Annotated in this window: 8 protein-coding genes; 2 read left to right on the plus strand and 6 right to left on the minus strand. The window is 71.2% G+C overall.

Going from position 1 to position 10,496, the window contains the following annotated elements; translation table 11 throughout:
- From secG to GF399_06055, 6 genes are all read right to left on the minus strand, one after another.
- Positions 1–406 (minus strand): preprotein translocase subunit SecG (secG, locus tag GF399_06030; protein ID MBD3399874.1); only part of this gene is annotated, 406 nt, incomplete at its 3' end.
- Positions 342–2,159 (minus strand): DUF2723 domain-containing protein, encoded by a 1,818-nt coding sequence (locus GF399_06035; protein ID MBD3399875.1) that lies wholly within the window; start codon positions 2,157–2,159, stop codon positions 342–344. The genes secG and GF399_06035, both read right to left, overlap by 65 nt.
- A 329-nt stretch (positions 2,160–2,488) precedes the next feature.
- Positions 2,489–3,796, minus strand: coding sequence for a DUF4339 domain-containing protein (locus GF399_06040; GenBank protein ID MBD3399876.1), 1,308 nt, complete (start codon positions 3,794–3,796; stop codon positions 2,489–2,491).
- A gap of 368 nt (positions 3,797–4,164) precedes the next feature.
- The gene (locus tag GF399_06045) at positions 4,165–5,349 is read right to left on the minus strand and encodes a cation diffusion facilitator family transporter (GenBank protein MBD3399877.1); all 1,185 of its coding nucleotides are present in this window, start codon (positions 5,347–5,349) and stop codon (positions 4,165–4,167) included.
- Positions 5,350–5,353: 4 nt separating this feature from the next.
- Positions 5,354–5,767 carry a hypothetical protein gene (locus GF399_06050; GenBank protein ID MBD3399878.1) on the minus strand — a complete coding sequence of 138 codons (414 nt, stop codon included), beginning with the start codon at positions 5,765–5,767 and terminating at the stop codon, positions 5,354–5,356.
- Between the two features lie 137 nt (positions 5,768–5,904).
- A complete protein-coding gene (locus GF399_06055) occupies positions 5,905–7,275 on the minus strand; it encodes an N-6 DNA methylase (GenBank protein MBD3399879.1) in 1,371 nt (456 codons plus the stop codon).
- Between the two features lie 387 nt (positions 7,276–7,662).
- Here GF399_06055 and GF399_06060 point away from each other — a divergent pair, with 387 nt between their 5' ends.
- A complete protein-coding gene (locus GF399_06060; GenBank protein ID MBD3399880.1) occupies positions 7,663–8,589 on the plus strand; it encodes a DUF58 domain-containing protein in 927 nt (308 codons plus the stop codon).
- Positions 8,586–10,445, plus strand: coding sequence for a VWA domain-containing protein (locus GF399_06065; protein ID MBD3399881.1), 1,860 nt, complete (start codon positions 8,586–8,588; stop codon positions 10,443–10,445). Before GF399_06060 ends, GF399_06065 begins: the two co-directional genes overlap by 4 nt.
- Positions 10,446–10,496: the final 51 nt, after the last annotated feature.

Consider the following 10,496-nt stretch of genomic DNA (forward strand, 5'->3'; position numbering starts at 1 on the left):
CCTCTTCGGTCGTCTCGGCGTCGGTGACTTGAGCGGCCGGCGATGCCGAGGAGTAGATGAAGGCCAGCCCCAGGCTCAGCAGCATGAAGCCGATGGCCATCCAGCGGGTCAGCTTGGCCAGGAAGCTGGCCGCGCCGCGCTTGCCGAGGACGGTCTGGGCCCCGGCGCCGCCGAAGGCGCCGGAAAGACCGCCGCCCTTGCCGGCCTGGAGCAGCACGGTGATGCACAGGCCGACGCACAGCAGGACGTGGACTACGATCAGAGCGGTAACCAAGGGATCGAACCTCCAGGGTGACGAAAGGGTTTGAGCGGAGGCAGTGTAGCAGAACGTGCGTCCAGCGTCAAGGTCCGGCCAGGGCGTTGAGGCGTCGTCGCCGGGTGTAGAAGTCGGCCAGGGCCCGCTCATATTTTGTCAATGGCTCGGGCAATGGCTCGGGCAATGGCTCGGGCAATGGCTCGGGCAATGGCTCGGGCAATGGCTCGGGACCGGGGTAGCGCCAGAGGGCCGGCAGGCGGGCGTGATCCGACGGTGGCCGCTCGCCCGGGGCGGGGCGCAGCTCGAGCAGGCCGTAGGGCTGGAAACCCCCGCGGCTGCCGTCGGCGGTCAGGTAATCCTCCCAGTAGCGCCCGCCGACGGCCAGGGCCAGGGGACGGTCGTTGCCCTCGGCCGCGGCCGACAGCAGCTCCCGGGCGACGACGGCCTGGGCCTGGTAGGGCGGCAACCGCGCGGCGACGGCCTGATGCAGCCCGGCCTGCCATTGGGGCGGCGGCAGGCGCAGCCCGCTACGGTCGTACAGTTCGCGTTGGTACCAGGGCGCGGTTATCAGATGGACCGAGCTCGCCGCGATATCGGGACGCCGGTCGCGCACCCGGCGCTTGACCAGGACGTCGAAGTACAGCCCGTCCGAGGGCAGGACGGCGACGGCCAGCAAGGCGTCGTGGGGGGCGTTGGCCAGCAGGTCGGCTCCGGCGGCCTCGCTGAGCTCGTTCTCGTTGAGCACCGCCCGCGGCGCCGAGGAGAAAGCCGTGCCGACGACGGCCGCCGCCAGCAGCAGCCTCGCCGCCCAGCGTCCCGCCGCCGAACCGCTGCGCTTGCGCAACCAGTCCAAGCCCAACGCCAGTCCAAGCACCGCCGTCAGGGCGCCGGTGATCAGGAAGGTCTCGTCGGAGCCGCGCAGCTCGGTCGCGGGCTGGTTGTGGGTCAGCAACAGACCGAGGGCGGGCAGGACCATCAACAGCAGCAGGGCCACCGGCACGCCGCGCCGCTTGCGCAACACGGCCAGACCCGCCAGCCCCGGGAGCAACAGCCCCGGGGCCAGGTCCCGCCACCAGCTTTCGCCGATCCAGCCCAACTGACCGGCCAGAACGGCGCCCTCGCGCGCCAGCCCCCGTGAGGCGTAGGCGCTCTGGGTCAAGCCGCGCCAGAAGCCCGCGAGGTGGTCGGCGCCGGCCCAGTTGACCGGCGGTCCCGTCGCCGCCCGCAGGGGCAGGTAGAGGTAGCTCGACCAGCCGAGCAGGACGGCGGCGACGACCAGGCCCCAACCGCCCGCTCTCAAGCCCTTGAGCCCCGGGAAAGCGATGAGCGCGAGAGCCGGCAGGTAGGTCGGGGCGGCGTTGTGACTGGTCAGCAACAGTCCGACGATCAGCCCCAGGGTGACGGCGGTCCGGCCGTCGGGCCGCTCCCCGCCGGCGCCGTTGCGCAGGCGCAGGGCGAACAGCAGCGCCGCCGCGGTCAGCGCCAGATGCAGGGTGTAGACCTCGGTCTGACCTGCCTGAGTCCAGTGGGTCGCCGACAGGCCGAACAGCAGCCCCCCGCCGGCGGCGAGGATCGTCTCGACCCCCAGCTCCCCCAGGACCAGCACGAGAAAGAAGACGGTCAGCGCGCCGAAGAAAGCGCTGAGCAGGTTGACGGCGAAGACGGCGTCGCCGGCCCCCAGGGCGCAGGCCAGCCGGCCCGTCAGTGAATGCAGCGGGTAGCCCGGGGAGTGGGCACAGCCCAGGTGGCGGGCGGCGACGGCCAGCTCGGCGTTGGATTCCAGCAGCACCGTCCCCGGCGCCGCCGTCAGCGCGTAGACGACGAGGACGATCAGAGCGGCCGACAGCGCCGCGAGGCGTAAACCCCCCCGGCCTTCGGACAGCGCTGGTTCTGGGTTGGTCATGGCTCGGTCCCGTCGTCCGGAGCTCGGAAGCCCTCCAGCGGCGCAGCGACCGGAGTCCCCGCGGTAGCGGGGCCGGCACGGTTGCTTAGCGAAGCCTTGTTGAAGACGCCTTACAATGGAACCGTACAATGGAACCGTGTCGGCTCCGCTGTCGCTGCCGGGGTCACGGCGGCGAGTTCGTGAAGCGCTTCCCGGAAGAAGCCGATCCGGAGCGGCCGCCTCCGAACCGCGCCGTTGCAACAACCACCCGAAAAACGACTGGATGAAGATTGGCCGACAGGCGGGGGAAACCCCCGCCTGTTTTTTTACATCCTGGATCGGCCGACAAGCTAGTAGGTCGTGTCGACGACCTGGGTCTGGGCCAAACGGTCGCCGATGCGCAGGCCCTTGGAGTCGGCCAGCACCAGCAGGATCTCGATGAGCAGCGGGGCGACGGTGGCCACGGTCAGGTTGCGCAGGATCAGTTTGCCGCCGGAGCCGGGTTGCTTGGAGACGCGGTCGACGACCCGCAGCCCGGCCAGGCGCTTGCCCAGGGAGCGCTTGCCGAACAGCACGTCGCGCAGCAACAGGTAGAGGAAGATCACGCCGATGGAGATGAAGATGAAAGTCCGGGAGAGGTTGGAGAGGAAACCGGCCCCCTCCAGGATCCCCATGGTGTCGTTGGGGTTGAAGACCTTGAAGAACAGCACGTCCTTGAAGACGGAATCGAGCAGGTAGAAGATGATCCCCAGCACGGCGATGAACAGGAAACAGATGACGAAGTCCCAGACCAGGCCGCCGAGGCGCTTGGCGGCGTTGGCCTTCATCAGCGGCAGCTCGCTGGGATCGACGTAGGTCTCTTCGCGGACGGGGGGCTCGGTTCCCTTCTCGGTGCCGGAGACGAAGTCCCCGATGGTGCCCAGAGCGCCGCCCTCGGCGGGACGATCGCTGAAGGCCCGGCGGACGATGTCGGCGTCGGTGACCACGGGGCGTTCGTCCGTATCCTCGCCGAAGGAGGACCAGTCGCTGTCGAGGACGGGGCCGACGCCCTCCTCGTCGGTCTCGGCGCCAGGTTCGCCGGCGGCGGCGGGCTCGGATTCCGCTGTTTCCGTCGTTTCCGGCGCCGCTGTCGATTCCGTCGCTTCGGAGGTTTCCGCCATCGGCGCCGTTTCGGGCGCGGTGTCCTCAGCGACGGTCTGCGCCGGGGTTTGCTCCTCGGCGGTCTCGTCGACCTCGGCGGCGCCACCCCCGACGGTACCGGCCTGTTCGGCTTTCTCGAAGGCCTGGCGGAACTGGACGATCTTCTCCAGCTCGAACCATTTCTGGTGGCGTTCGATCCAGACGAAATCCTGACGGTTCAGCCGGCCCTCGTTGATGAAGGTGATGATCTGCGTCGCCGGGTAGGGCCCATACTGGTCTCCGGCGATGGAGAGCATCAGGCCCTTGGGCGCGGCCTGTTCCTCGGAGGTGTCGATCCCCCGCTCGGCGAAGATGCGCTTGAACTGGGCGACGTTGCGGGCCATGACCCACTCGTTGCGGGCCTGGATCCAGACCTGATCGTCGGGACCCATCCGGCCGTCCTCGACCCAGCTCTTGATCTCCTCGACGGGCAGGGGGCCGATCTGCTCCCCGTTGACGTAGATGTAGGTCTCGGCCATAAACCACCAATTCAGTTTTGAGGTTCGTCCGAGTAGCTGTGGCGGGGGGCCTGAATCCCCTCGCGCCGCATGTCGACGGTCGGCAGTGCTCGTTCGCCGTCGCGGTGTCGTGGCGCCGGCTGAGGAACGCTGGACCACTGCGCCGGAGCCGCCGTTGGTAGCCTACCGCAGCGTTATTCGGCCGTATCCGGTCCTATTCGGCCGCCGCTACCGACGGTAGCTTCGCTACGAGTATAATATAGCATCGGCGCAGACAGGATACAAGGCCTATCTTGCTGTAGGAACGGGGTTTGGCTGCGCATCCTTCATGCATTTCGTCGGGCGTCGCCTGGTGCATTCCGCCCCGCGTTCCGCCGCAGCGGGTGGATTCAACCGTCGGCTCGCGCGCCGTCGCCCGGCTCGCGGTGGGGCTCGAAGCCGACCATCACCCGGCCGACGCCCTCGATCTCCGCCAGGCGGAGCTGAACCTCCGCGGCGATGTGGTGGGCCCGCTCCAGGGGCAGCCCGGCGTCGAGTTCGACGCTCAGATCGACGGCCACCCCGGTGGCCCGGCGATGCAGGCGCAGATCGCGCAGCTCGCGGACGCCGTCGACGGCCCGACCTGCCGCGGTGATCGCCCGACGCAGCCGGGTGTTGGCGGCGGCGTCGAGACGCTGCGGCTCCCGGCAGGGCTCGACGTGGATCATCAGCTTGCCGACCCGCTGCAGCTTGCGCCGCAGTTGGGCGTCGATGAATTCGGTGATCCGGTGGGCCTGGAAAACATCCATCTCCGGATCGACGGCCACGGTCAACTCGACTGCCAGGCTGGGTCCCATCCGGCGGGCCTCGAGGCTCACGACGCGCTCCACTCCGGCCACTCCGGCGACGATCCCGCCGAGCTTGCGCCGCAGCTCCTCCTCGACCCCGGTGTCGATCAGCTCACGGGCGGCGTCCAGCAGGATCCGCATCCCGACGACGAGGATCATCAGCGCCACCAGCAGGGAGCCCAACGGATCGAGGAAGTCCCACTCGGGCAGCAGGATGGCGCCGCCGACGGCGGCCAGGGCCACCAGGCTGGAGAGGGCGTCGGAGCGATGGTGCCAGGCGTTGGCGATCAGGGCCCGGGAGTTGGTCCGACGGCCGACGGCGCGGGTCCAGCGGAACAGGGCCTCCTTGGCCGCCAGGGAGAAGAGGGCCGCGCCGGCGGCCCACCACGAGGGGTCGACGGCCTCGGGATGCCGGATACCCCGCAGACCGCTCCAGCCCAGGGCGACGGCGGCGCCGATGAGGATCAGTCCCAGGACGAAGGCGGTCAGTGTCTCGATCCGCCCATGGCCCCAGGGATGCTCGTCGTCGGCCGGACGGGCGGCGAAACGCACCCCCAGCAGGACGACGGCGTCGGAGACCACGTCGGAGAGGGAGTGGACCCCGTCGGAGACCAGGGTCAGGGCGCCGCCCAGCAGACCCGCCGCCAGCTTGAGACCGGCCAGCAGCAGGTTGACCAGGGCGCCGATCCAGGTCACCCGACGCTTGGTCCGCAGCTCCGCGGCGCTGTCGGCGCGCAGAGTGGTCATCGAGCTAGAACCAGAAACCACCGAGGAAACTGCCGACCCGCGGGGTGATCAGGTAGTAGATGTTGAACCATAGGATGGCTCCGGAGACGGCCGCGCCGATCAGCCCGGGAACGAAACCCCGGAACCAGTTGCGCGAACCGAAGCTCAAAACGGGCACCAGGCCGCAGATCAGGGCGGCCAGGGCCAGGGGAATGCTCAGCACCAGGACGTAGGGTATCAGGTAGATCATGAAGGCGGCGACGGCCAGGCCCAGGCTGACGAAACCCAGGACCATCTTGCCGAAGTCGATGTTGATGTTGATCTTGCCGTCCTTGGAGCTGAAAAAGCCGCCGAAACCCGTTTTGGCCTCACGCTGGGCCTTGGCGCCCTCCTCGATGCCCTTGCGGATCTCGTCGCCGATATTGGGGATTTCCGGCATCTGTCTACTCCTCCCGAGGTGGCTGGAAGCTGTTCCAGGTTGATTGTAGCACGTTTGTCGGTGGACGGGGTCGGCTGCGACCACCCGTCCGCCGCTTTTTTGCTTCCGCTGGTCAAAACCCGCTCAGTCGTCGGCGTTCACGGCAGGGGCAGGGCGCGCAGCTGGGGCGGGCCGACGCGCAGGTAGCCGCCGGCCAGGGCCAGGGGTTCCCAGAGGGCCCGGTAGAGCCGGGCGGCGACGGGACCGTTGAGCCAGCGAGTCAGTTCCCCGAGGCTCAGCGGCGGCTCGCGGTCCGTCCGGGGACGGATCGTTGTCACGCTGACCGCGGCGGCCAGACCGCCGGGGTCTAATACGGCGCGCAGGCCGCCGGCGCCCGCCGTCATCCCGGCGACGAGGACCTTGCGCGCGCCGTAGAGTTCTCGCCGCGCCGACGACAGTTCGGGGGCCGCGACGGGCAGGCGGGGCTCGTGATAATCCCGGCCCAGGTAGCGCTGGACGATCTCGCCGAAGCGATGGCGGCCGCGCTCGAGGGCCCCCGAGGTGACGAAGGGGAAGGCCTCGCCCGGCACGGCGCCGTCGATCAGGGAGCGCCGCAGCTCGTAGGCCTCGGCGACGGTGGCTGCGGCCCGCACGTCGTAGAATTCGTCCAGGCGCGGGGTCCGTTCCAGCTCGGCCATCGCGGCGGCGGGGTCCGCGGCCAGCAGGGGCCCCCAGCCGGGCAGACCGGTCGGCGCCGGAGCCTCGCCGAGCCGGCCGTCGCGGCGCTGAACACTGACGGTGTAGCCGGGGCGGGGTGGGGTCTTGACCAACACGACGCCGACGGGGTAGACGGCGGCGCCGCTGAAGTGGCCTCCGGCGCTGTAGTCGGCGAGGAGGCGCAGCTCGGACCGCTCCAGCGCCCACTCCCGCCAGCGGGCGGCGTAGCCTGCGGCCAGGTACTTGTTGGGCAGCACCAGCCCCACGCGGCCGCCGTCACGGACCAGCTCCAGAGCCAGCTCGGCGAACAGCACCCCGGCGTCGACGGGGCCGACGGCGCAGGTAAAGCGCTCCTTGAGCCGGCGTTTGCGTTCGGGAGCGGGTCGGCTGCGGCGCTCGATAGCGTTGAGAAACGGTGGGTTGGTCAGCACGGCGTCCCAGGCGTCGGGGCCGTGTCGACTAAGCCGCACTTCGCCCAGCAGGGCGTCGCCGACGACGATACTCTTCCTCCAGGCCTCGAGGGACGTACCGCTGAGTTCGCCCAGGCGCCGCCGCGCCGCTCCGGCCGCTTCCTCCTCCAGCTCCATCCCCTGGAGCAGACGCGGCAGCTCCCGCCGCGTTCCCTCGCCCCAACGCTCGATCAAATCGTGTCCCGCCGCCGCCAGAAAGTCACCCGCCCCGCAGGCCGGATCCAGCACCCGGGGCGGGCCGCCGTCCGCTGCACACAGCCCCTCTAGGGTCGCCGCCGTCAACGGGCGGGCCAACTCCGGCGGGGTGTAGTAGGCGCCGCGATTGTGCCGATCCCCGGTCATCTTCCCCACTTCCGCGCCCCGCCGGGCGGACCGTTGTCAACGCTCCCGGTTTCCCAACCCGGCGCGGTTGCTGAGCACGCCGGAACCGGCACGGTTTTTGCATCTCGGCGCCCGTTGGTGCGGCGGCGCCGCCGCGCCTCCGCAAAAACCGTGCCGGTTCCGGCGCTGGAGCGTCGGCGGTCGGGCGGGGGGGGGTTGCCACGGTCCGCCCGGCCCGGCAGCCGGTGCTGAGGGAGACGCCAAGTGGCCAACTCTACTGATATATTGTATCAGGAAGGGCGGTTGGTCTTCAACCAGCGGGGCGAATATTTATCTCTGCGGCGGCGCCGTTCGTCGGTCGGGGCGGGGGTATGCTAAACTGGACGGGTCCGCCGTCCCGGAGCCCCGATGGCCCGTAACGACAACCCCGCCCTGGACCCCCGCCTGGCCGCCGCCGTGGGGGATTTGCGCCTGCGGGCCCGGCTGGTCGTCGAGGGCCTGGTGGCGGGGCTGCACCGCTCCCCCCTGGCCGGGGTGGCCCAGGAGTTCGTCGAGCACCGCCCCTACCGGCCCGGCGACGAGCCGCGGCTGGTGGACTGGCGGACCTGGGCCAAGACGGACCGCTTGTACGTCAAGACCTACGAGGAGGAGTCGGACCTGCGCCTGTGGCTGGTCCTCGATGTCTCGGCCTCGATGGGCTACCGCGGCGAGGGGACGGGCGTCGACAAGTTGGAGTACGCCCGCACCCTGGCGGCGGCTTTGGCTTACCTGACGGTGCGTCAGGGCGACAACCTGGGGCTGGCGGTCTTTTCGGCGGGGCTGAGCGCTTACCTGCCGCCGCGCCGAGGCCCCCTGCAGTTGGGCAAGGTGCTCAACGTGTTGACGACCCTCGACCCCGGCGGCGGCACGGACTACGAAGCTCTGGTGCGCGAGCTGGCCGGCAGGGCGGGTCGCCGGGGGCTGTTCGTCATCATCTCCGATCTCTGGGGCGAGGATGACGATCCGGGCGCTTCGCTGGCGGCCCTGGCCGCCCGGCGCCACGAGCTGATCGCCCTGCGCGTGCTGGATCCCGACGAGATCGCCCCGGACTTCAGCGGTCCCTTGCTGTTGCGCGGGCTGGAGGAGGACGCCGAGCTGCCCGTCGACGCCGAGGCGCTGGGCCGGGCCTACCGGGAGCGCTTCGCCGAGCACGACGGTCGCCTGGCGGCCCGGCTGCGCGCCGCCGGCGCTGACTACCTGCGCTTGAGCACCGCCGGCGACTTCATCGCCCCCCTGCGCCGCTTTCTCGCCCGGCGGGACAGGCTGCGCAACGCCACCGGACGGCCGACCCGATGATCGTTCTCAGCCAGCCCTGGCTGTTGTGGGCCCTGCCCGCCGCGCTGACCCCGTTGTTGGTCTACTGGTGGAAGCGGCGCCGCCGGCGGCGCAAACCCTTCCCCAGCCTCAAGCTGATCCGCCGGGCCGCCGCCGCGGAATCCTCCAGGCTGCGCCTGCGCGAGATCCTGCTCACCGTACTGCGGATCCTGGCCCTGGCGGCGGTGATCCTCGCCGCCGCCGGTCCGCTGATCGTCGAGGACGCCGCCGGGCTCGCGGCGCCCCGCCGTGTCGTTGTGCTCCTCGACGAGTCTCTCTCGATGAGCGCCGCCGTCGACGGGTCCACGCGCTTCGACGAGGCCCGCAGCGCCGCCGCCCTCTACCTACGCAACCTGCCCGCCGACAGCCGGGTCGACCTGGTCGTCTTCGGCGAGGGGCCGCGCCTGCTGAGCGACCATCAACCGCCGACGGCGGCCCTGGCGGCCCTGGAGGAGCTCGGGGTGGGCGTGGCCCGGGGCGACGCCCGGAGCGCCCTGGATTTCGCTGTCGCGCGTTTGTCGGGCGCCGAGACCCCGGCGGCCCTCGTGCTGCTCTCCGATATGCAGGGGCTGGAGGCGCTGGATTTTCCCGGCCTGCCCGAGGGGGCGAAGCTGGAGGTCTATGCCGTCGGCGGCGGGGAGAATACCGGCGCCGTCGAGGAGCTGACGCCGCGCAACCCCCTGCCCCTGGTCGGCGTCGAGCTGGAGCTGGCCGCCGAGCTCGCCGGTCCACGGCGCGAGTACGCCCTCTACGGCGACGGCGCCCTGCTGGACCGCCGTGCGGCGGCCGGATCGGCGAGCTTCAAGGTGGTGCCCGAGGCTCCGGGACCGCGGGTCTACACCCTGCGCGCCGTCGAGGACGACGCCTTCGCCCCCGACGACGTCCGCCGCCTGGTCCTCGAGATCGCCCGGCCGCCCCGGACGGTGCTGTTCGACGAGCCACCCCTCGTCCGCCTGGCCCTCGAGGCCGCCCCGGGGCTGGTCGAGGTCGTCGGGCGGCTCGACGGCGCCGACGCGGCCTGCGCAGTGCTCGACGACGGTTTCGCCGCCCGCTGGAGCGCAGTGGGTCCGGCCGTCGAAGGCGGTCTGGGTCTGCTGCTCTTCGTCCCGCCCACGGCCGGGCTGGAGCCGCCCGGAGGGCTGGACGCCGAGCTCGGTCCGCCCCAGTCCGCCGCCGCCGGGCTGCGGCTGGCGCCCCCCGCCGACAACGCCCTCAGCGCGCCGCTGCGCTCGGCCCTGGAGCTGTTCACCGACCAGCCCCCCGCCGAGCGCGCCCCCGCCCTGCGTTTGGGCTCGGACTGGGAGGTCCTGCTCAGCTACGCCAACGACACCCCGGCCCTGGCGCGTCTGGAGCGGGGGGCCGGTTCGATCGTCCTCTGGGCCCTGCCCTTCCGCGCCGCCGACGGCGCCCTGCCCGTCGGTGAGGCCTGGCCGCCGCTGCTGTTGCAGACGCTACGGCTGGCCGCCGGGCAAGTGGTCGACCCTGCGTATTACGGCGGCGAGACCATCGAGCTCCCCGCCGCGGCCCGGCTGAGCGACCCCGCGGGCCGGGAGCGCTCCACCGAGCGACCCGTCACCCTCGACCGGCTGGGCGTCTGGAGCCTGACCGTCGACGGCCGACGGCGGCTCCTGGCCGTCAACGCCCACCCCGACGAGAGCCGCCCGCCGCCGCAGCTCGATCCCGCCGAGCTGCCGAAGGGTGTCGAGCTGCTGGATGCGGCGCGCTTGCGTGCGGGCGGGGAACAACCCGTCCCCCTGGGGCGCTGGCTGCTGCTGCTGGCCGTGCTGCTGCTGACCGTGGAGCTGCTGCTGGGCGTCGGTCCGGCGGCCCGCCGCTGACGCCGGGCCGGATCCCGCTGCGCTAAATGTCGAAGCGGCCCGTCATTCGAC

The organism is Candidatus Coatesbacteria bacterium (assembly GCA_014728225.1).
Lineage (GTDB): Bacteria > RBG-13-66-14 > RBG-13-66-14 > RBG-13-66-14 > RBG-13-66-14 > WJLX01.